16 protein-coding genes are annotated in these 22668 nt (G+C 55.3%); 12 read left to right on the top strand and 4 right to left on the bottom strand.

Annotation, left to right across the window (positions count from 1 at the left end; all coding sequences use genetic code 11):
- Positions 1-160 precede the first annotated feature (160 nt).
- The 6 genes from yieE (at position 161) to cirA (ending at position 8177) form a co-directional block, all read left to right on the top strand.
- Positions 161-1033 (top strand): DNA-binding transcriptional regulator YeiE, encoded by an 873-nt coding sequence (yieE, locus tag ACQZQY_RS19355; protein WP_056782324.1) that lies wholly within the window; start codon positions 161-163, stop codon positions 1031-1033.
- A gap of 131 nt (positions 1034-1164) precedes the next feature.
- The gene (locus tag ACQZQY_RS19350; RefSeq protein ID WP_056782328.1) at positions 1165-2658 is read left to right on the top strand and encodes an amino acid permease; all 1494 of its coding nucleotides are present in this window, start codon (positions 1165-1167) and stop codon (positions 2656-2658) included.
- Positions 2659-2888: 230 nt separating this feature from the next.
- Positions 2889-4052, top strand: coding sequence for an ABC transporter substrate-binding protein (locus ACQZQY_RS19345; RefSeq protein ID WP_431296235.1), 1164 nt, complete (start codon positions 2889-2891; stop codon positions 4050-4052).
- A gap of 45 nt (positions 4053-4097) precedes the next feature.
- The gene (locus tag ACQZQY_RS19340; RefSeq protein ID WP_056782332.1) at positions 4098-5180 is read left to right on the top strand and encodes a FecCD family ABC transporter permease; all 1083 of its coding nucleotides are present in this window, start codon (positions 4098-4100) and stop codon (positions 5178-5180) included.
- A complete protein-coding gene (locus tag ACQZQY_RS19335; protein WP_056782335.1) occupies positions 5180-6016 on the top strand; it encodes an ABC transporter ATP-binding protein in 837 nt (278 codons plus the stop codon). Before ACQZQY_RS19340 ends, ACQZQY_RS19335 begins: the two co-directional genes overlap by 1 nt.
- 187 nt (positions 6017-6203) lie before the next feature.
- Positions 6204-8177 (top strand): catecholate siderophore receptor CirA, encoded by a 1974-nt coding sequence (cirA, locus tag ACQZQY_RS19330; RefSeq protein WP_183847723.1) that lies wholly within the window; start codon positions 6204-6206, stop codon positions 8175-8177.
- A gap of 165 nt (positions 8178-8342) precedes the next feature.
- On the opposite strand, the gene ACQZQY_RS19325 is transcribed toward cirA, so the two are convergent.
- Together ACQZQY_RS19325 and ompC are read right to left on the bottom strand one after the other, a co-directional pair.
- On the bottom strand, positions 8343-9149 hold the full coding sequence (locus ACQZQY_RS19325) for a 5'-nucleotidase, lipoprotein e(P4) family (RefSeq protein ID WP_056782339.1): 807 nt from the start codon (positions 9147-9149) through the stop codon (positions 8343-8345).
- A 204-nt stretch (positions 9150-9353) separates the two neighbouring features.
- Positions 9354-10463, bottom strand: a complete 1110-nt coding sequence (gene ompC, locus ACQZQY_RS19320; RefSeq protein ID WP_217203208.1) for a porin OmpC — start codon at positions 10461-10463, stop codon at positions 9354-9356.
- 302 nt (positions 10464-10765) lie between these two features.
- Here ompC and dinG point away from each other — a divergent pair, with 302 nt between their 5' ends.
- The 4 genes from dinG (at position 10766) to ACQZQY_RS19300 (ending at position 16548) form a co-directional block, all read left to right on the top strand.
- Positions 10766-12940 carry an ATP-dependent DNA helicase DinG gene (gene dinG / locus ACQZQY_RS19315; protein WP_056782344.1) on the top strand — a complete coding sequence of 725 codons (2175 nt, stop codon included), beginning with the start codon at positions 10766-10768 and terminating at the stop codon, positions 12938-12940.
- Between the two features lie 44 nt (positions 12941-12984).
- Positions 12985-13947: a DNA-binding protein YbiB gene (ybiB, locus tag ACQZQY_RS19310; RefSeq protein WP_431296234.1), complete on the top strand. Its 963-nt coding sequence runs from the start codon at positions 12985-12987 to the stop codon at positions 13945-13947.
- Between the two features lie 285 nt (positions 13948-14232).
- Positions 14233-14574, top strand: coding sequence for a zinc ribbon domain-containing protein YjdM (locus ACQZQY_RS19305; protein ID WP_122094631.1), 342 nt, complete (start codon positions 14233-14235; stop codon positions 14572-14574).
- A 111-nt stretch (positions 14575-14685) separates the two neighbouring features.
- On the top strand, positions 14686-16548 hold the full coding sequence (locus ACQZQY_RS19300) for a M3 family metallopeptidase (protein ID WP_431296233.1): 1863 nt from the start codon (positions 14686-14688) through the stop codon (positions 16546-16548).
- A gap of 71 nt (positions 16549-16619) precedes the next feature.
- On the opposite strand, the gene ACQZQY_RS19295 is transcribed toward ACQZQY_RS19300, so the two are convergent.
- Entirely contained in the window at positions 16620-17249 is a 630-nt protein-coding gene (locus ACQZQY_RS19295; RefSeq protein ID WP_122094634.1) for a flavin reductase family protein, read from the bottom strand.
- A 205-nt stretch (positions 17250-17454) separates the two neighbouring features.
- Here ACQZQY_RS19295 and rlmF point away from each other — a divergent pair, with 205 nt between their 5' ends.
- Together rlmF and ACQZQY_RS19285 are read left to right on the top strand one after the other, a co-directional pair.
- The gene (gene rlmF / locus ACQZQY_RS19290; RefSeq protein ID WP_122094636.1) at positions 17455-18420 is read left to right on the top strand and encodes a 23S rRNA (adenine(1618)-N(6))-methyltransferase RlmF; all 966 of its coding nucleotides are present in this window, start codon (positions 17455-17457) and stop codon (positions 18418-18420) included.
- A 335-nt stretch (positions 18421-18755) separates the two neighbouring features.
- On the top strand, positions 18756-20060 hold the full coding sequence (locus tag ACQZQY_RS19285) for a methyl-accepting chemotaxis protein (RefSeq protein ID WP_431296232.1): 1305 nt from the start codon (positions 18756-18758) through the stop codon (positions 20058-20060).
- Positions 20061-20200: 140 nt separating this feature from the next.
- Here the strand turns inward: ACQZQY_RS19285 and ybiO are convergent, their stop codons facing one another.
- Positions 20201-22423 carry a mechanosensitive channel protein gene (ybiO, locus tag ACQZQY_RS19280; protein ID WP_431296231.1) on the bottom strand — a complete coding sequence of 741 codons (2223 nt, stop codon included), beginning with the start codon at positions 22421-22423 and terminating at the stop codon, positions 20201-20203.
- Positions 22424-22668: the final 245 nt, after the last annotated feature.

Genomic DNA, 22668 nt, shown 5'->3' with positions numbered 1-22668 from the left:
AAGGCTACGCCGCCCTTATATAAAAATGAAATTGATTATAACTTTATAACCTATCGCTAAAACTGGTATAAGAAAGGCAGACGAAAGGGGCGGGCTGACCGACGGTCTATACTGAATAAAGCAAGCGCGTTGTCAGGCGCGTGAGAAGAGCGGGACATTTATGCACATTACATTGCGACAACTTGAAGTGTTTGCCGAGGTGCTGAAAAGCGGCTCGACCACACAGGCATCGGTTGTGCTTTCACTTTCACAATCTGCCGTCAGCGCCTCGCTGGCCGATATCGAAAACCAGCTGGGCGTACAGTTATTTGACCGCGTCGGTAAGCGACTGGTGATTAACGAACATGGCCGCCTGCTCTATCCGAAGGCGCTGGCGTTGCTGGAACAGGCGGGCGAAATCGAGCGCCTGTTCAACCATGACAACGGGTCATTGCGCATCGGGGCCAGCAGCACCATCGGTAACTACATGCTGCCGGCGATGCTGGCGGAATATCGTCTGGACTTCCCGGCGACGCCGCTCGAACTCAACGTCGGCAATACCAATGATGTGATCAACGCCGTGGCGGATTTCCGGGTCGATCTGGGGCTTATCGAAGGCCCGTGCCAGATGCCGGAACTGATCACCCAGCCGTGGCTGGACGATGAACTGGTGGTGTTTGTTGCGCCGGAGAATCCGCTGGCAACGCATCCGGTGACGCTGGATGCGCTGGCACGTGAGCCGTGGATTTTACGTGAACGCGGTTCCGGTACGCGTGAAGTGCTGGATCACCTGCTGCTGCCGCAACTGCCGGATTTTAATCTGGTGATGGAACTGGGCAATTCCGAAGCGATCAAACACGCCGTGCGCCACGGTATCGGCATCAGCTGCCTCTCGCGGCGGGTGATTGCAGAGCAACTCAGCAGCGGGACGCTGGTGGAAATTCCGCTGCCGGTCGGGCCGCTGGTGCGCAAACTCTACCTGATCCACCACCGGCAGAAACATATTTCCAGCGCGTTATCGCGGTTTTTAACGTATTGCCGCGAATCGCAATAACGGTCTTTCGCTAATGATCTGCGGCCTGTTATGAAGGTGTCTTATAACAGGTCGTTCCTGCTATTCAGAGCAGCAGGTTTTGCTACAATCCGCGCTTAAATTTTATAATGACGAGCGGATATAGGGAAAAAATGGCTCAACAACCTACAAAAACTACGCAGGTAGCACCTACACTGCGTCGCGAGCTGAAGGCACGTCACTTAACGATGATCGCCATTGGCGGCTCGATTGGTACAGGGTTATTCGTTGCCTCCGGCGCGACGGTTTCGCAGGCAGGCCCGGGCGGCGCACTGCTCTCCTACGCGTTAATCGGCATCATGGTGTATTTCCTGATGACCAGCCTCGGCGAGCTGGCGGCGTTTATGCCCGTCTCAGGCTCATTCTCCACCTACGGTTCCCGCTATGTAGAAGAAGGGTTCGGTTTCGCACTGGGCTGGAACTACTGGTACAACTGGGCGGTGACCATCGCCGTAGACCTCGTGGCCTCGCAGCTGGTGATGAACTACTGGTTCCCGGACACGCCGGGCTGGATCTGGAGCGCCTTGTTCCTCAGCCTGATCTTCCTGCTGAACTACATCTCAGTGCGCGGTTTCGGTGAAGCCGAATACTGGTTCTCGCTGATCAAAGTGGTCACGGTCATCATCTTTATCGCCGTGGGCGTGTTGATGATCACCGGTATCATGCGCGGTGGCGAAACGGCGGGCTGGCACAACTGGGCCATCGGCGATGCGCCGTTTGCCGGTGGATTTGCCTCGATGATAGGCGTGGCGATGATCGTCGGTTTCTCCTTCCAGGGAACTGAGCTTATCGGCGTGGCGGCGGGCGAGTCTGAAAATCCTGCCAAGAATATTCCACGCGCGGTTCGTCAGGTCTTCTGGCGCATTCTGCTGTTCTATATTCTGGCGATTCTGGTGATCAGCCTGATCATTCCTTACACCGACCCGAATCTGCTGCGCAATGAAGTGGGCGATATTTCCGTCAGCCCGTTCACGCTGGTATTCCGTAATGCCGGTCTGCTGTCGGCAGCGGCGGTGATGAACGCCGTGATCCTGACCGCCGTGCTCTCCGCCGGTAACTCAGGTATGTATGCGTCAACCCGTATGCTGTTCACGCTGGCCAGCGAAGGCAAAGCGCCGCGCATATTTGCTAAATTGTCCAAAGGCGGCGTGCCGCGCAACGCGCTGTATGCCACCACCATCGTGGCTGCGTTGTGCTTCCTCAGCTCGATGTTTGGTAATCAGACCGTTTACCTGTGGCTGCTGAATACCTCGGGGATGACCGGCTTTATCGCCTGGCTGGGTATCGCCATCAGCCATTATCGTTTCCGTCGTGGTTATGTGTCGCAAGGGCGTGATCTGAAAGATCTGCCGTATCTCTCCGGCTTCTTCCCGTTCGGACCGGTATTCGCCTTTGTGTTGTGTCTGATTATTACTCTCGGCCAGAACTATCAGGCATTCCTGAAAGACACCATCGACTGGTACGGCGTTGCCGCGACCTACATCGGGCTGCCGCTGTTCCTCATCATCTGGTTTGGTTATAAGCTGACCAAAGGCACCAAAGTGGTGAAATACAGCGAGATGGAATTCCCGAAATACGTCGAGCCACCGCGCAAAGACGCGAAGTGATATTCACTCCTTTCCTGCGGTGATTGAAGCGGAGCTCAGGCTCCGCTTTTTTTATGCCGCTTATCGCGGCCCCCCTCGCCACATCGCGTAATGCTTTGTTACCTCAGCATTGTTTCGTTTCGCAGCAACTATAGGTAGGCTTGATAGGTTGTGTAAACTGCATTGATAATCGTTATCATTTCTTTTATTGTTAGCGCCTCTTCAGGGAAACGTAAAGGAATCGGAAGAAGATGAATTATCAGCAGAAATGGGTGAATGCCCGCGTTGCAGGCGGTCTTTTTGCACTGGCGATGGGCGTCATGAGCACAGGCGTACAGGCGGTCACCGTCACCGATATTGCCGGGCGAACCGTCACCGTGCCGGATGATGTTCAGCGCGTGGTTCTCGGAGAAGGGCGGTTGTTCTTTGCCGTTTCTCTGCTGGAAGGCCAGAAGCCTTTCGACCGCATTGTCGGCTGGCAGGGAGATTTCCGTAAGCTGGATCCGCAAACCTATGCCACCTATCAGGCTAAATTCCCGCAAATCGACAACATCCCGCTGATTGGTAACACCAGCGCCGACAGCATCAGCCCGGAAAAAGTGCTGACGCTGAATCCGCAGGTGGCGATCTTTGGTTTGTCGGGGCATGGTCCGGGCAAAGAAAGCGCACTGGTGACTCAGTTACAGAAAGCCGGTGTGCCGGTGGTCTTTGTTGATTTTCGCACCTCACCGCTGAAAAATACCCTGCCGAGCATGGAATTGCTGGGCAAAGTGCTGAACCGCGAAAAACAGGCGCAGGACTACATCAGGTTCTATCAGGACAACATCAAACGCGTTACCGACATCACCCAACACATCCCTGAACAGGACAAACCGAAAGTCTTCATCGAACTGCGTGCGTCTACCGCCGATGAATGCTGCCGGTCTGCCGGAAAGGGCAATATGGGTGATTTTATCGATCAGGCGGGTGGCGTAAACATTTCCAAACCGCTGCTGCCGGGGCCGCTGGGGCTGGTGAATCTGGAAAAAGTGATCGCCTCTCAGCCTGATGTGTACCTGATAAGCGGCGGCGGCAAACCGGCCAAAGCAGGCGATCCGGCACCGACCGGTCTGGTGCTCGGCGCGCAGACCACGCCGGAGCAGGCCCGCGCCAGCATGACGCCGCTGTTGCAGCGTAAAGGCATCAGCACGCTGAAAGCCGTGGAAGAAGGGCGCAGTTTCGGCATCTGGCACAACTATTACAATTCGCCGTATAACGTGCTGGCGGTACAGGTGTTTGCCAAAGCCTTCTATCCGCAGAAATTTGCGGATCTCGATCCGCAGCAGACGCAGAGTCAGCTTTATAAGCAGTTCCTCGCCGTTGAGCCAACGGGGACCTACTGGACGGATGCAGTTAAACCGGAAAGCGGGAAGTAAGTTATCCTGCTGTAAGTTTTTACGTTAATGAGATTGAAGCGAAACATGAGTGCAACTACCGAACCCGCGCTGACGGCAGATAACACCGCCGGGCACAGCGTCATGGGGCAATACCAAAATATTGTACGCCGCCGTTTGTTGATTATGCTGATCCTGGTGTTGGCGATCCTCGTCTCACTGGTGATTGATTTCATTATGGGGCCTTCGGGGTTGTCACTCTCCACGCTGTGGAAAACGCTGTTTGATGCGGCCGCTGCCGATCCCGGTACACGGGTGATCGTCTGGGATATCCGCCTGCCGTATGCGCTGATGGCGATCGCCGTCGGCATGTCCCTCGGCCTTGCCGGGGCGGAAATGCAGACCATCCTCAATAACCCGCTGGCAAGCCCGTTTACGCTCGGCGTGTCGTCTGCTGCGGCCTTCGGTGCCGCGCTGGCGATTGTGCTGGGCATCGGTATTCCGGGGGTGCCGGATCAGTGGTTTATCTCCGCCAACGCCTTCATTTTTGCCCTGCTGGCGGCGCTGATGCTTGACGGCATCACCCGCTGGACGCGCGTTGCCAGCTCCGGCGTGGTGCTTTTCGGTATCGCGCTGGTCTTTACCTTTAACGCACTGGTGTCACTGATGCAGTTCATTGCGACCGAAGACACCTTACAGGGGCTGGTTTTCTGGACGATGGGCAGCCTGGCGCGGGCATCCTGGGTGAAACTCGGCGTGATGATGTTCGCGTTTCTGATCCTGCTGCCGTGGTCAATGATGAGTGCGTGGAAGCTGACGGCGCTGCGTCTGGGTGAAGACCGTGCGGTCAGTTTTGGTATCGACGTGCGCCGTCTGCGCCTCGGCACCCTGCTGCGTATCAGCATCCTTTCCGCGCTGGCGGTGGCGTTTGTCGGCCCGATCGGCTTTATCGGTCTGGTTGCGCCGCACATTGCCCGTCTGATGTTTGGTGAAGATCACCGCTTCTACCTGCCGGCAAGTGCGCTGATCGGTGCGCTGGTGCTGTCGATGGCGTCGGTTGCCTCGAAAAATCTGGTGCCGGGTGTGATCATTCCTGTGGGTATCGTGACCTCGCTGGTCGGCGTGCCGTTCTTCCTGAGCATTATTCTTCGTCACCGGGGGAACGTCTGATGTCTGCCATGCTGGAAACGCGTCCTGAAGAATTCCTGAATGCCGCCACGCAGGGGCTGCAAATCCGCGATTTTAACGCGGGGTATCCGAAGCGCCCGGTGATCCGCCATCTCAACGTGCCGATGCTGCCGCGTGGGAAAATTACCGTGTTGCTCGGGCCAAACGGCAGCGGGAAATCGACCCTGCTGCGCTCGCTGGCCGGGCTGAACCGGGCGGAAGGGCAACTGATGCTCGACGGCCACGATCTGATGCCGATGCCGTTTGCGCGCCGTGCCGAGCAGGTGGTCTATCTGCCGCAAACCCTGCCTGCCGGTGTGCATCTGCATGTGCTTGAGTCGATTATCGTGGCGCAGCGCGCGTCCGGCGGCAAAAGCAAAGTGACCGATGGCACTGATAAGGTGATGACGCTGCTGCGTCAGCTGGGCATCGAACATCTGGCGCTCAGCTATCTCGATCAGCTTTCCGGTGGTCAGAAACAGCTGGTGGGTCTGGCGCAGTCACTGATTCGTCAGCCCTCTTTGTTACTGCTCGATGAACCGCTCAGCGCGCTCGACCTTAATTATCAGTTCCACGTTATGGATCTGGTGCGTAAGGAAACGCAAAAACGCAATATTGTGACCGTGGTGGTGGTGCATGACATCAACATCGCGCTGCGCCACGGCGATCGTGTGCTGATGCTCAAAGACGGGCATCTGATCGCCGATGGTGAACCCGAAGCGGTGATCACCGCTGACAGTCTGGCGCGCGTTTACGGCGTGCGCGGACGTATTGAACGCTGCTCGCAGGGAACGCCGCAAATCCTCATCGACGGACTGGTTGGCGACCCCTCGATTTAAATACATGACGTAGTAAAAACGGACGCAGCCAACGTAGCGGCGTCCGCCTTTCACATTGTGAGCCTGAAACATAAAAGAAAATCCTGATAAACCGGGCGATTCCGTTCGCACTTTTTTTGACGGTTTGATGGAAAAAAATACAACGTCCCGCAGTGCCGGGGTTGTTTTATCCTCATGGAGAGAAGAAATGGTTAAGGTTAAATTTACACCGGCACTGAAAGCCGGGTTATTCGCACAGCTGTTTGCCGCCGCGTTTCCGGTGATGGCAGAAGAGACAACCGATGTAAAAGAACGGGAAGACCAGATGGTGGTGACCGCCTCCGCCGTCGAGCAAAACCTCAAAGACGCCCCCGCAAGTATCAGCGTGATCACCCGCGAAGACCTGCAAAAGAAACCGGTTCAAAACCTCAAAGACGTGCTGAAAGACGTACCGGGCGTGCAGATCACTAACGAAAGCGACAACCGTCAGGGCGTCAGCATCCGTGGTCTGAGCAGCGGTTATACCCTGATTCTGGTGGACGGCAAACGCGTAAACTCCCGCAACGCCGTCTTCCGTCATAACGATTTCGATTTGAGCTGGATCCCCGCAGAATCCATCGAGCGTATCGAAGTGGTGCGTGGCCCGATGTCCTCGCTTTATGGTTCGGACGCGCTGGGCGGCGTGGTCAACATCATCACCCGTAAAGTCGGCAAAGCCTGGCACGGGACGCTGAGCGCCGATACCACCGTGCAGGAACATCGCGATCGCGGCGACAGCGGCAACGGCAACTTCTTCGCCAGCGGCCCGCTGGTTGATGACCTGTTAGGGGTGAAAGTTTACGGTGCGCTGGGTAAACGTGAAAAAGATCAGGCCAGTTCCTCCAGCGGCAGCACCGGCCAGCCGCGCATTGAGGGCTATACCTCGCGCAACGCCAACGTCGAGTTCTCCCTGACCCCGGACAAAGATCAGGACATCACCTTCGGCTACGGCCTTGATCGTCAGGATCGCGATTCCGACACGCTGGATAAGAACCGCATTGAACGTGAAAACTACTCGCTTGGCCACAATGGCCGCTGGGGGCTGGCGAATACCGAACTGCGTTTCTACGGCGAAAACATCGAGAATAAAAACGCCGAAACCATTACCTCGAAAAACAACTCTCTCGACGGCAAAGTCGTGATCCCGCTGGGTGATTACAACCAGTTGCTGACTTTCGGCGGTGAATACCGCAACGACAAGCTCGAAGACGGCGTGAACATGCAAAACGGCGGCAGTACGCAGGCCAATCAATATGCGCTGTTCCTCGAGGACGAGTGGCGTATTTTTGAAAACCTGGCGCTGACCGGCGGCGTGCGCATGGATGATCACCAGAACTACGGCGTCAACTGGAGCCCGCGTGCGTATCTGGTCTACAACGCCACCGACACCGTGACGGTGAAAGGCGGCTGGGCATCGGCCTTCAAAGCGCCTTCGTTGCTGCAACTCAGCCCGGACTGGCAAAGTGCGTCCTGCCGTGGCAGCTGTAATGTGGTGGGCAGCAAAGATCTGAAAGCAGAAACCAGCGAAAGCGTCGAATTCGGTCTGTATTACGCCGGAGAAGAAGGGTGGCTGGAAGATGTGAATGCCAGCGCGACGGTGTTCCAGAACGACATCGACGACATGATCACGGTTATCCGCACCGCGAACCGCAATCTGGCGCAGACGTATCAGAACTTCGTCGGCTTCGACGCCAGCGGTAACCCGATTTTCCGCTATTACAACGTCAATAAAGCGCGCATCCGTGGCCTGGAAACGGAGCTCAGCTTACCGGTCACTGACGTGCTGAACCTGAAGCTGAACTACACCTATAACGACGCCCGCGACCTGAGCAACGGCGGCAACAAACCGTTGTCCGAGTTACCGTTCCACACGTCGAATGCGACACTGGACTGGAAACCGCTGGAGGACTGGAGCTTCTATATTTCCGCCAACTATAAAGGCAAAAGCCGCACCGTCACCGACGGAAACGCCACGCCGGGCGGATATACCGTCTGGAACACCGGCGGTTCCTATCAGGTCAATAAAGCCGTGAAACTGCGCGCAGGTGTGCTGAACCTCGGGGATAAAGATTTGAACCGCGATGATTACAGCTATAACGAAGACGGAAGAAGGTATTTCGCGGCGGTTGACTACAGTTTCTGACCGGGGGTGCCGAGCGGGTGAGGCAGGGCGACTGACCCGCGCAGCCGACATGCAGGAGAGTGCCACGAGAGGGAAGAGGTTCCCTCTCGTGGCCGCTCAGGGTACAGAAAGCCGGGAGATCACAGCCATTGAGTCACTGAAAATTTCACCGCTTTCTGCCCGCTGTTACTTACCGTTCCACGCTTTCAAATTCTGATCACGCACGGACAGTTTCTGCTCCGGCGTTAACTTGTTGTAATCCTTCGCCAGTCCACTTTCCCAGTCGCCGTACAGCGGGTTTGGCAACACGATGTATTGGGTGCCGAACTGCTGATGGTTCTGATTCACAAAAGCGCGGCGCTGTTCGTTGCCTTTATGGTAGGTCGCGGCACCGAAATCGTTCAGGTTGTCACCGACGAACAAGACGATGTGGTAACCCGCGGCTTTAATGGAATCGAAACGCACCTGTTTGTTTGAGGTGTCGGAGCTCAGCAACATGGTTTTATCATTCGCGCCGGAGAAGCCCAGACGGTTCATGTTGTCCAGTGTGGCAGCGTATTCGCTGGTTTTACGGTTGGAGACATAGAACATCGTGCCGCCGTGCGAATTGACGTAATTAGCAAATTCCACTGCGCCCGGAATGGCGGTCGCCTGACGTGCGGCGGTCCACTGTGACCAGGTTTTGCTGTCGAATGGCTTGTTCGCTTTGACCTGCCACGCGCTGTAAGCGCTGTTATCGAGCATGGTTTCATCCAGATCCACCACCACGGCTTTCTTCTGACCTGCCAGCGGCTGCGCCTGATCAAAGGCCATTTTGGCCGCGTTGAATGCCTGATAGGTCAGTGCCTGATATTCACCGGATTGCTGGAACCAGTTCAGCGCCATCACGGACTGATCGTTCAGCGTTTGCTGGGCATCGTTCTTTTGCTGCGCACAGCCGCTCAGGGCCAGCATAATCAATGCACTGGTGGTACAAAGCGAAACTTTATTCATTGGGTATCCCTGTTTTTGTTAAGAGAAGTTCTCATTCGTAAAATTCCCTGAAACTTTAGCAGATTCAGCGGGCTGCGAAAGAGGAAAAGGCAAATTACGCGAGATGGCACGAAAAAGGACAAAAACAAAAAAGGCCGGAGGGTGAGTCCGGCCGAAAAAAATCAAGACAGAGAATAATAACAATGAGGTGGTATTTGACTTAAATCAGAACTGATAAACCAGGCCCACGGCAGTAACGTCGTCGTTATTCAGACCCAGTTTATTGTCGTCATCCAGCTGGTTGATTTTATAATCAACATAGGCTGACATATTTTTGTTGAAATAATAGGTGGCGCCCACGTCGAAATATTTAACCAGGTCAACGTCGCCGATGCCTTCAATATCTTTCCCTTTGGTCTGCACATAACCCAGAGAAGGGCGCAGGCCGAAGTCGAACTGATATTGCGCGACCGCTTCAACAGTTTGTGTTTTATTTGCAAAGCCGCTGCCAGCCGGTGCGCTTGCAATACCTGCCGGAACGGTAATGGCAATCATATTACGGGTTTCAGCATACATCGCCGCTAAATAAACCCCGTTAGCGTCATATTTCATGCCGCCGGTCCATGCGTCAGCTTTATCACCTTTGCCGTAAGCGGAGGTGCTCTGGCCGATGGTGCGGTCAGAAGACGCGTAGGCACCGCCGACGCTCACGCCGGTATCACCCAGTGCGTACGTGGTAGAAAGTGCATAACCGTCGCCGTTTGCTGTGCTGCTGCTGCGACCGTCGTTTTCGTTTTTGCCCTGGTACTGTAACGCCACGTTCAGGCCATCCACCAGACCGAAGAAGCCACGGTTACGGTAGGTCGCCACGCCGTTGGTACGGCCCGTCATGAAGCGGTCTGCTTTGGTGTAACCATCGCCACCGAACTCAGGGAACATATCGGTCCAGGCTTCGACGTCGTACAGTGCGCCGTAGTTACGACCGTAGTCGAATGAACCGTACTGACCAAATTTCAGACCGGCAAAGCCCAGACGGGTTTTGGTGCCGGTGGTGCTTGGGGATTTGCTGTCGGATTCGGCGTGGTTAGCCTGAACGTTATATTCCCACTGGCCGTAACCGGTGATCAGATCGTTAATTTGTGTCTGACCTTTAAAACCGAAACGCACATAACTCTGGTCGCCGTCATTGCCGGGAGCATCAGAGAAATAATGCAGACCTTTTACTTTACCGTACAGGTCAAGTTTGTTGCCGTCTTTATTATAAACTTCTGCTGCGTGCGCGCCTGATGCAATCAATAAACCAGGAATTAAAAGTGCCAGAATATTACGTTTCATGAATTTTTACCCTGCATTCTTTATTAAAAGCTTTGGTTGGAAAGCTTTATATGAAGTCTTGTGGAAAGACGCTATTCATCATTTTTGCTATGCATTCCGTGTGTGCTCGGAATTTTCTCAGCGAGGGTTTTTTACCTTAGATATGTGATCAATTTATGACAATTGAAAATGAACTTTTACTTTATTTAATAAATGACTGACGTAAATTTGTGCAGTCGCCCTGATTTCGGGCTGCGCCATCAGCCGGTCTGTGGGACAATAGCCGCCACACTTCGGTCCTGACCCCCAACAAAAAGAGATGCATGGCGCTTTCCCCCGCAGTAAAAAATCAGATCAGCCAGTGGTACAAAGCCCTGCAAGAGCAAATCCCGGATTTCATTCCCCGCGCCCCGCAACGTCAGATGATTGCAGAGGTGGCGAAGGCGTTCTCGGGTGACTCAGCGCGGCATCTGGCCATCGAGGCGCCGACCGGCGTCGGGAAAACGCTGTCCTATCTCATCCCCGGTATTGCCGTCAGCCGCGAAGAAGAAAAACCGCTGATTGTCAGCACGGCCAACGTCGCGTTGCAGGATCAGATTTACAGCAAAGATTTACCGCTGCTGAAAAAAATTATTCCTGACCTCAAATTTACCGGCGCATTTGGCCGCGGGCGTTATGTGTGTCCGCGCAATCTGGCGGCGATGAGCAACGAAAACGCGCAGGGCGATCTCGGGTTATTTCTGGGTGACGAACTGGCGCCCTCCAGCGGCGAAGAGCAGAAACTGGCGAAAACGCTGGAAACCGCGCTCTCGCGCTATGAGTGGGACGGACTGCGCGACCACTACAAGAAAACCATCGACGATCCTTTGTGGATCAAAATCAGCACCGATAAAGCCAACTGCCTGAGCCGTAACTGCCATTATTTTCGCGAATGCCCGTATTTCGTGGCGCGCAAAGAGATTGAAAGTGCCGATGTGGTAGTCACCAACCACGCTTTAGTGATGGCCGCGCTGGAGTCGGAATCGGTGCTGCCACCGGCGAAAGATCTGCTGCTGGTGCTTGATGAAGGGCACCACCTGCCGGAAGTGGCGCGCGATGCGCTGGAAGTTGATGCTGAAATCACGGCCATGTGGAACAGCCTGCAACTGGACAATTTTGTGCGCCAGATTGAGCAATGTCTGTCGCTGTTTACGCCGAAAAATCCGCCGCCGCTGACCAACGCCGAGCGCCTGCACAATCACTGCGCCGAGATGCGCGAGCTGCTGCTACTTATCGAACAATCGGTCAGTCAGTATCTGCCGCCGGACACCCCGGAAGCGGAGCACCGTTTTGAACTCGGCGCCTTGCCGCCGGAACTGACCGAACAGTGCAGTCGCCTGTTTAAACTGACCGACGGGCTGCGCAGTCTGGCGGAATACATGGTCAACGATCTCAGCGAGAAGACCGGCAAGCACGACATTATGCGTCTGCACCGCGCTATACTGCACATGAGCCGGATGCAAAGTTATCTGGAAACCATGAGCAAGCTGTGGCGGCTGGCGGCACTGGATAAAGCCTCGAACGCGCCGATCAGCAAATGGGTGACGCGGACGTATTTCGATAACCAGACGCATCTGGTGTTCCACTGCGCGGGGATCCGCGTGAGCGATCAGCTGGAAAAAATGCTGTGGCGCAAAGTGCCGCACGTCGTTATCACCTCCGCCACGCTGCGTTCGCTGAACAGTTTCTCCCGTTTGCAGGAGATGAGCGGCCTGAGCGAAAAAGCCGGTGACCGCTTTGTCAGCCTGGATTCGCCGTTTAACCACGTTTCGCAGGGCAAACTGGTGATCCCGCAGATGACCCTCGAGCCCCTGATGGCGAACGAAGCGGCGCATTTGCAGGAGATGGCCGATTTTTTCCGCAGCGAACTGGCGAAAGGGCAACACACCGGCCAGCTGGTGCTGTTCGCCAGCAACCGCGCGATGCAACAGTTTGTCTCGCTGCTACCGGATTTGCGTCTGATGCTGCTGGTGCAGGGCGATCAGCCGCGCTACCGGCTGGTGGAAGAGCACCGTAAACGTGTTTCAGCGGGCACCACCAGCGTGCTGATCGGTCTGCAATCGTTCGCCGAAGGGCTGGATCTGAAAGGTGAGCTGCTGACGCAGGTGCATATCCATAAAATTGCGTTTCCGCCGGTCGACAGCCCGGTGATCCTCACCGAAGGCGAATGGCTGAAAACACTTAAGCGCTATCCGTTCGAAGTGCAAAGCCTGCCGAGCGCGTCGTTTAACCTGATCCAACAGGTTGGAAGGCTGATCCGCAGCCATGAATGTACCGGCGAAATCGTCATTTATGACCAGCGCCTGCTGACCAAAAGTTACGGTGCGCGCCTGCTGGCGGCGTTGCCGGTGTTCCCGATTGAACACCGCGAAATGCCTGCGCCCGGATCAGTGAAACGTCCTGATATTCTGAAAACGGCAAAGAAAGATCCGGTTCGCCGCCGCACCCGCCGGCGATAATTATTCCTGAAGAAAAGTCATTACACCGAGAAGGTAACGCTACGATGGATTACACCAAACTCATTAAAGAAGTGGGGCGCGGAAAAAATCACGCGCGCGATCTGGACCGTGAGCAGTCGCTTGCGCTGTACCGCGAGATCCTGGCCGGTGACGTGCCGGATTTACAGCTCGGCGCGCTGCTGATTGCGTTTCGTATTAAAGGCGAAGCGGAAGAAGAGATGCTCGGCTTTTATCAGGCTATGGAAGAGCGCGTGATGCGCCTTCAGGCGCCCGCGGGTCGCCCTCTGCCGGTGGTGATCCCAACCTATAACGGCGCGCGCAAACAGGCGAATCTCACGCCGTTACTGGCGATGTTACTCAGCCGTCTTGGTTTGCCGGTGGTGGTGCACGGCGTTGATGAAGATCCGACCCGCATCACCAGCGCTGAGATTTTCCGTTCGCTGGGCATTGAGGCGGCACACACCCAGGCGCAGGCACAGCAGCAGCTCGACGCCGGTTCCGCTCCGGTGTTCATCCCGGTTTCAGTGCTGTGCCCGCCCATCGACAAACAGCTTTCACTGCGCTGGCAGATGGGCGTGCGTAACAGCAGCCACACGCTGGCGAAGTTAATTACGCCCTTCACCGGGCAGGATGCGTTGCGCTTATCGAGCGTTTCGCACCCGGAATATATCCAGCGCGTCTCTTCCTTCTTCCGCCAGATCGACGGGCGCGCCTTGCTGACCCAGGGAACGGAAGGCGAAGTCTATGCCAATCCGCAGCGGTTCCCGCAGACCCACTTTATCGCCGGGGGTGAGCTGAGTGTTCTGGCCGAAAAAGAAGAGATTTTTGCCGCGGATCTGCCCGCGTCCAAAGACGTCGACACTACCGTGAACTACATTCAGCAATGCCTGAAGGGCGAACGCGCTATCCCGCAGGCACTCCTCACCCAAATGGCATGTTGTCTGGTGGCCGCAGGGGTGTGTGCCGATATGCCCGAAGCCAGAATGATTGTGGAACAGGTGTTTTAACGTCCTTCCGCGTGAAGGGGGGGATTAAGCGCAAAATCAGACGTTAAAGCGTGCCTGAACATTCATTTCGTCTTTTATCCCCCGTCCCGGCCTCCCTCTTCGCAGGGGAGGCATAAAAAAAACACCCCCGCATCACGCTGTAAATTCTGCGTTTATCTTCATCTCAGCGGCACAAAAACCCTCTTACCCTGTTCAACAGTGTGGTTAAAGGCTAAAATAGAGGAACTACGAAATCTATTTCATGATTTCATTGGTTTTTTTATAAAATTTTATGGAGATTTAACGATGGAAACTTTACCGGCTTGCCCGACGTGTCACTCTGAATTCACCTGGCAGGACGGTGAAATGCTCAATTGCCCTGAATGTGGACATGTGTGGTCCATGAGCGGTGATGCAGCCGCGGAAGATGACGTCCTGAAAGTGATCGATGCCAACGGCAATCTGCTGGCAGACGGCGATTCTGTTACGGTGATCAAAGACCTGAAAGTGAAGGGCAGCTCTTCCATGCTGAAGATCGGCACCAAAGTGAAAGGCATCCGTCTGGTTGAAGGCGACCACAACATCGACTGCAAAATTGACGGTTTTGGTCAGATGAAACTCAAATCCGAGTTCGTGAAGAAAAACTGATCCCCTCCCTGATTGCCCGGCAGTGATGAGCGGTTTTGCCATATCGACAGAACCGCTGTCTGAACATACACTCAATGCATAATCTCGTTAACTTTCAGCAGAGAAGATTGCATGAAACAGGCTCAGGACTACTTTAACGCCCTCAACCGCGATTACCTTAAAGTGCATCAGGACAAAGAAAATTTGTTCTGGCAAAACTATATGGGCATCGGTGATGACAATGTCTCCGCGGCTTTCTCCGCCGCTGAAACCGCCTACAAACGTTTTATCGCCGAACCTTCCCGCCCGGCAGAATTACGCGAGTTAATCGCACAGCTCGATAATCAAAAGCGCGATCAGGACGGCGAAGCACTGCTCCACGGCCTGCGCGGCTGGCTGAGTTTCTTCGACTGCAACGTGATTGAAGATCCCAAAGCGCAGGCGCTGCTCGACGAAATCATTCAGGCTGAATCCGTGCTGTTTGGTAAACGTAAGCAGTACCGGATGACGCACATCAACAGCAAAGGCGAGCGCGTCAGTGCATCGCTGGGTGAGCTGCTGACCAATCAGGCGAACAACGAAAACGAAACCTATCGCCGCAGTTCGCAAAATGCGCTGCGGGAACTGGAAGAGTGGCTGCTGCACAACGGCCTGCCGGAGCTGATTGGCCTGCGCAACCGCTTCGCCCGCCAGCTCGGTTACCGCAACTATTTCGATTATAAAGTGAATAAAACCGAGCGCATGACGCCGGAACAGTTATTCGCCATCCTCGATCGTTTCGAAGAACAAACCCGTGAAAGCAACACGCGCAGCCTGAATGAGCTGGTCGCGCGCGAAGGCGATGCCGCACTGCTGCCATGGAATATCCGTTTTGCCAGCGCCGGTGATGTCACCCGCCAGCTCGACCCTTACTTCCCGTTTGCCGATTCCCTGCGCCGCTGGATCGACAGCTTTAAGCGTCTGAATATCGGTTTTAACGGCGCGGATATGCAACTGGATCTGCTGGTGCGCGAAGGCAAATACGAAAACGGTTTTATGCATGGCCCGGTACCGCCATTTTTCGACAACGGTCAATGGGTGCCTGCGGTGATCAACTTCACCAGTCTGGCGAAACCCGATCAGGTCGGCAGCGGGGCAGGTGGCCTGAATACGCTGTTCCACGAAGGCGGCCACGCAGCGCATTTCGCCAATATCCGCCAGAATGCGCCGTGCTTCTCACAGGAGTTCCCGCCGACGTCGATGGCCTATGCCGAAACCCAGTCAATGTTTTGCGACAGCCTGCTTGATGACGCGGACTGGCTGAAACGCTACGCGAAAAACGCCGCCGGAGAATCCGTTCCTGACGAACTGATCCGCGCCACCATCGAAGCCCGTCAGCCGATGCGTTCGTTCAATGAGCGCCATATCCTGCTGGTCCCTTATTTCGAATGGCAGCTCTATCAGTGGCCTGATGAAAAACGCACGCCGGAGGCGATGATCGCGCTGGCGCGTGATATCGAAACCCACATTCTGGGCGTGACCGGCAGCCCGCGTCCGACGCTGGCTATCCCGCATCTGCTGTCGATGGAATCAGCCTGTTCTTATCAGGGATATCTGCTGGCAATGATGGCCGTTGAGCAAACGCGCGCGTTCTTCCTTAAACGCGACGGCTACCTTACCGATAACCCGGCCATCGGCCCGGATCTGGCGAAGCATTACTGGACGCCGGGCAACAGCGTGAGCCATGACGATACGTTACGCAGCCTGACCGGTGAGGGATTCAATCCGGCGTATCTGGCGCAGGCGTGTAATCAGACCATCGATGCGGCGTGGCAGGATGCGCAACACACCATTGAACTGGCCTCAAAACGCGAACAGCCGGAAGCGGATTTTGATCTCAATGTGCATATCCGGGTGATCGACGGCAAGCGTATTCTGGCTGACAGCGCAGACGGTGATGACGCCATGTGTCAGGATTTTGCAGATTTCGTGGAACAGAACTACCCGGTCAGATAATCCCGGCCGTTCAGCTTCAGACATAAAAAAACCGCCGCCGGGCAGAATTCCGGCGGCGGTTTTTTTGTCGGTCAGCGGGCGTCGGGGCGGGTTAAATCGAAACGCAGCGCTTCAGAAATGCCGTAATAGGCGGAAGGCCCCCCGGCACGCAACACCGGCTCGGCGAGGGCGGTCTGGTAAACGCCCTCCACCAGTAAATGTTTCGCGATATGCACAGCCACCACTTCACCAAGCACCAGCCAGGTATCAATATCCCCGCCGGTGGCCGTTTTAAGCTGGATGCATTGCGTCAGCTTGCACTCAAAGTTCACCGGGCTTTCCAGCACGCGATCGGCGGCGACGATGTTGCCCGGCTGCGGCGTCAGGCCGGCAAACGTAAACTCATCATTACCGCGTTCCAGTGAGGCCGAACTTTCATTCATTTGCACCGCCAGCGCGCGCGTCGTCAGGTTCCAGACAAATTCGCCGGTTTCGACAATGTTTGCCACGCTGTCTTTCCAGCCGCTGCTGGCGAAACCAATGATCGGTGGACGATAATTGAAACAGTTGAAGAAGCTGTAGGGCGCGAGATTACGCTGGCCCGCCGCATTGCGTGAGGAAATCCAGCCAATCGGACGCGGGCCGACGATGGCATTCAGCGGGTCGTGCGGCAGGCCGTGACCGGCAGCGGGTTCGTAATAGTAGCGATCATCAGCGTTCATGGTATTCCTCGGTCAACATATTGATTTCAATTTTGAATGCCAGATTACCCATTTTAGGCGGGAAGTGACGGTTTTTATGTGCCCCGGCCAGTGAGCATCCGGCAGGCGGCGACGGTTTGTGGTATCTTGTGCGCCAATTCATGAACATCCAGCGTCCCCGCGCATGTTGTATGCGTCGCGCACACCTTTTCGGAGAGTCACTCAGGTGGAAAAAAAGAAAGTCTTCCCTCAGGAAAAAAGCGGTCTTCACCCGCGAAATCGTCATCGCAGCCGCTATGATTTCCCGGCCCTGATTGCCAATAACCCCGAACTGGCGCCGTTCGTCACAGAAAACAAGTGGGGCGATTTGTCGGTAGATTTCGCCAATGCTCAGGCGGTAAAAGCGCTGAACCGTGCCTTGCTGCATGACTGCTATCAGATTGCTAACTGGGATATTCCGGCCGATTATCTCTGCCCGCCGATCCCTGGCCGTGCGGATTACGTGCACCATCTGGCGGATTTGCTGGCCAGCAGCAACAACGGCAACATTCCGCAGGGTAAAGACATTTCCGTGCTGGATATCGGCGTTGGCGCGAACTGTATTTACCCGATTATCGGCCTGCGCGAATACGGCTGGCGTTTTACTGCCAGCGAGATCGACCCGGTTTCCATGGCGGCAGCCAAGAAAATCGTTGCCACCAACCCGCAACTGACCAATCAGGTGCGTTTCCGTCTGCAGGCCAAACCGCAGCGTATTCTCGATACCATTATCCGCCACGACGAACGCTATGACGCCGTGCTGTGTAATCCGCCTTTCCATGCGTCAGCGGCCGATGCGGCCTCGGGCAGCCAGCGTAAACGCCAGAATCTGGGGTTAGATCGCCGTGGCACGACCGAGCTGAACTTTGGTGGTCAGCACAACGAACTGTGGTGCGAAGGCGGCGAAGAAGCCTTTGTGGTTCACATGGCCGAAGAGAGTGCGGGCAAAGCGCAGAACTGTTTCTGGTACACCGTGCTGGTTTCCAAAAAAACCACCTTGCCGCTGCTGTATGACGCGTTAAACGAAGAAGGTGCAACCGACATTCGCACCATCGAAATGGTGCACGGAAACAAAATCAGCCGCTTCGTGGCCTGGACTTTCCTGACGCCATCACAGCAAAAAAGCTGGGCAATTAAACGCTGGTCAGTCTGATCACGTCGTGAAATGAATGATTCCAGCGTGTTCATCTGTTGATGCGCACGCTGGAAAAATAGTCCGGTCGTCCCCTTTCTTTTTGAGTGGATTAAATTATGCTTAATTCACTATAAAAAAAGCTTATTCGTTTTCACTGTAATCATTATTTGCCTTATTTGTTTATCACAGCATTGTTGATTGTGTTTTCCTGCCTGCAACCCACCCAGGGGTCAGACTACGGTTTCGCTGTTTATTGGTTTATCGCTAATAACCCGCGGGATGTAGCACGTGTTTATTTCAATTAATTGCGGTCACGCATTAATTCACGTTATCAGCCACAGGGTGTCTGTCCTATGCAATTATTTTCTCATCAGTTTAGTACGGCATGGCGTGAAAAATTCTCTGCGATCCAGCAGGCGGTTCCGATGATAGCTTTCACGCCAGACGGTGTGGTGCTTGAGGTGAACGATCTGTTTCTTAAGGGCATGGGCTACAGCAGACAGGAAGTCGTAGGCCAGCCACACCGGATGTTTTGTACGCCGGAGTTTGTCGTCAGCGATGCCTATCGTTTGCACTGGGAAGGTTTACGGCAAGGGAAATCCATCAGCGGGAATATTAAACGGGTGCATAAGAATGGCAGCATTCTCTGGCTTGAAGCGACCTATGTCCCGGTGAGAAATAAACAAGGTAAAGTCACTGAAATAATTAAAATTGCCAGTGACGTGTCTGAGCGGGTGAATGAATCTCACGAACATCACGGTATTTATCAGGCGCTCGAACGTTCGATGGCGCTCATCACCTTTACCCCTGACGGTCACGTCATTTCTGCAAACAATAACTTTCTGAAAGTCATGGGGTATTCCCTTCAGCAGATTCAGGGCCATTCCCACGGTATGTTTTGTTTACCACATTATCGTGATTCCCATGAATACCGTAATCACTGGCAGCGCCTGAAAAACGGCGAATTTATTCTGGGGCGTTTTGAGCGCATGAATGGCCGGGGGCAGAGTATCTGGCTGGAAGCGAGTTACAACCCGGTGATGGATGACGACGGCAAAGTGCTTAAAGTGGTTAAAATCGCTCAGGACATTACCTGCCAGATGGACCAGCAGCGGCAGCAGGAAAGCATGATGACGCACGTCCACGCGTTGTCGCTGACCACCGATAAAACCGCCGCCGAGGGCGTCACTATCGTCCAGCAGGCTGTCGAAGACATGCAGGAGGTAGAGGCGTTAGCGCGCCGGACCTCAGACATCATCGGCCAGCTCGGCCAGACATCAGAACGCATTGGTGAAATGGTCGATACCATCCGCCGTATCTCCTCCCAGACCAATTTACTGGCGATCAACGCCACCATCGAAGCCGCGCACGCCGGTGAACAGGGCAGGGGATTCGCCGTGGTCGCCGGTGAAGTGCGCTCGCTTGCCGATCAGTCCCGCAAAGCCGCGGTTGAGATTGACCAGCTGACGCAACACATCCGCGAAGGCGTCATGGCGGCCATTGACGGCATGGGTAACTGCGTCAACCGCGCAGGCGGCGGCGTCACACTCAGCCGTAACGCAGGCGAAGTCATCAATCAGGTCAATCTGGGGATGCAGGATCTGGTGCGGATGATGGCGCAGTTTTCGGTGATCGCGGGGGAACGGACCAGACAGTAAAGCGGGGAGCCGGAACGGTTTTGCCATTTTTGGGAAATGGCGGTTCCTGAGTCACAGCGATCCCTTGCCCCGTTTCGGCGCGAAAGGCCAGGGATCGCTGCAATTAAAAACCGAAATACTCCCGGTCATTATTCAAGCCACTATGGCGCGATACCCGCATTGATCCCAGGCTTCGGCACGTCGCCGTTGTAAATCTGTACTGCCTGCTTGGGCATTTCGATCCCCGCCTCAGCAAAGTGATTCTTCACCAGCCGGTCAAGCGCGTACTGCACCGTCCATTGTTCCAGCGCTTTGGTGCGCACCAGTACCCGCAGGGTGAAGAACTGATCTCCTAATCCCACCACGCCCTGATAGGTTGGCTCACCAAGCAGCAGCGGTTTGATGGCTTCATCCTGTTGCAGGGCTTCGACCGCTTTGCGCAGCACGGCGTTGGCCGCATCCACATCTTCCTCGCGGCTGACGTTATAGCTGGCGCGATACACCCCAAACTCGCGTTCATAATTTGAAAGCGTGGTGATCGAAGAATAGGGCACGATGTGATAGACGCCGTAAATGTCGCGCAGACCAATCGAGCGGATCGTCATGCGCTCGACGGTGCCACTGATGCCCATCACCGTGACGTATTCCCCGGTATTCATGCCGTTTTCGAACTGGATGAAAATACCGGTGATCACATCTTTGACCAGCGTCTGGGCACCAAAGCTGACCGCCAGACCGAGCGCACCCGCACCGGCCAGCAACGGCGCGATGTTCAGCCCGACCTGCGACAGCATGATCATAATGGTGATAGTACAAATCACGATAGCCAGCACGTTGCGAAACAGCGTCAGCAGCGTGCGCTCACGGGCGCTGGGACGCGCACCGTTGCTGAGTTCCTGCGCCAGCCGGTGCTCAATCACGCTCGCCAGCAGCGTCCAGGCGACAATGGCAAAGCACAGAATAAACAGCATGTGGCCCAGCCCGCTTATCACCTTCTCGCCGGTTTCTGTCATAAACCATTTATTCAGATTGAAAATCTGCCAGGCATCAAGCAGTGAGAGTGTCACGCTCAGAACCACCAGCACGCGGATGATTTTAAGACCTGCCGGAATGTAAGAGTTAATCCGCTTTTGCAGCAGCGGATAACGACGGTTGACGTCATCAGGCAGGGTGATCCGGCGGCTGATCCAGCGCGAGAGCAGGCCGGAGATCAGCGCGCCAAGGCCGATGATCACCAGACTTTTGATGGTCGCTGCCATCATAAACCGCAGGCTGCCGGCAAAATCAAACTGCGAGAGGAAGAACAGCACGACGAAATAACTGACGGCCAGCAAATGCCAGACGTGGCCGAGCGCGCGCAGGATGACGCTGAAGAACGCCATTGACCGCTCAGCCAGCTGGTTAAATTCATGGTGGATGGTGCGGCGGTTATGCAGGATCAGCCAGCTGGCGTAAACCGTCAGCGCCAGCATCACCACAAAATTGACCACGGCGGCGGTGGTGTAATTGATTTGTGTGGCGACGACCGGCACGCCCACCATTAGCGCATACCCGATCAGGCCGCTGACCCACGCCAGACGGGTGTTCCAGTAACGGGCGGTAACGTCTGCCAGCGGGAAAGGGCGCAGGTAGCTGAAACCGGGGGAAAAAATCAGGCGCAAAACCGCTTTAAAGAATTCAATCACCGCGAACGCGCTGAGAAATAGTGCCTGCAACCGGGCGATCAGCGGGCTGCCGCCGTTGACGTATTGCGCAAACAGGTTACCGGCAGCGACGGTCAGCAGCAAAATACCCAGATCGACGGCGAACGCGCCCAGGATGCTGGCGGGCAATTTGTACCAGTGTGTCTCCCGCATCCGCGCATGATTTCCCCAGCGGCCAAGGCGCAGATAGAGCGGCCCGATTAACCGGCGGATCAGGTGGAAGAAAGCAAAAGTCACTGCCACGGTCAGCAGAAAATAACCCACCGCCGGGAAGAAGCGGGCCGGGTTAAAGTGGCGTTCCGGCCCTGAATTGATGGTGTCTTTCAGCGTCTGAACGCGCTTCATGATCCCGGACGCTGTCTGCTGGGTGGTATCGACCAGCTGATCAATCAGCGACAACTGTTCGGCCTGCGGTGGCGTATTTTCGCTGGCCGTTTTAGCCGCCTGCGGTGCGGTGCGGGCAGCGTCACGCAGATGGGTAATCAGTTCGGCGCGGGCTTTATCATCCTGAAGAATATCGGCCAGTGCGGCGTATGAGGCTTTTTGCTGATCTGCCGCAGCGGGTTTCTCCTCAGCCGCGTGGCTGAAAGCGCTGAACATGGCGAGGGTGATAAACAGCAAAACCGAAAATAGATGTGTCTGGATGCGGTGAGCCAACGGAGTCCTGTCGTTATGCGGCATTGTTCCTCTCTCAAAATGGCGGTTAATGGGGGTGTGGCAGCCCTAAGGGTAAAACAAGAGTGACCGTATTGTAGATAATTTGTGGCAAAACGTTGTGGGGTGACGTGCCATAGGCGGTTGAGTGGGACATAGCCAGGAAGCGACAGCGCGGAGTAAAAAGCGAGGGGAAATCCCGAAGGGGAAAAGCACTTTCCCCCTTCGGGCGGTTCGGCGCAGCGCGTTAAGGGATCAGCGCACCTGAGAAA

The organism is Rahnella sp. PAMC25559, from assembly GCF_050632365.1.
In the GTDB taxonomy this organism is placed as follows: domain Bacteria; phylum Pseudomonadota; class Gammaproteobacteria; order Enterobacterales; family Enterobacteriaceae; genus Rahnella; species Rahnella rivi.
Note: the sequence above shows the minus strand (reverse complement) of the source record. Positions and strands in the feature narration are given on the sequence as shown.